The sequence below is a fragment of the Aquabacterium sp. A08 genome (genome assembly GCF_011742065.1).
The window spans coordinates 1-203 of the sequence record NZ_JAAQQT010000123.1; the positions used below are offsets into that span (position 1 = coordinate 1).

Below are 203 nucleotides of genomic sequence, written 5' to 3' on the forward strand. Positions count from 1 at the left end.
GCCTACGTGCGCAAGCACTTCTTCGGCCGCGACCCCAAGGCGCTGGAGCTGGTGGCGCACATGAGCGACGACGACATCTGGAACCTGAAGCGCGGCGGCCACGACCCGCAGAAGGTGTACGCGGCCTACCACAAGGCGGTGAACCACAAGGGCCAGCCGACCGTGCTGCTGATCAAGACCGTCAAGGGTTTTGGCATGGGCAA

Annotated in this window: 1 protein-coding gene; it reads left to right on the forward strand. The window is 64.5% G+C overall.

The window, feature by feature from the left end; all coding sequences use genetic code 11:
• The coding region (locus HA630_RS26710) for a hypothetical protein (protein WP_166832055.1) at positions 1-203 on the forward strand (203 nt) is incomplete at both ends.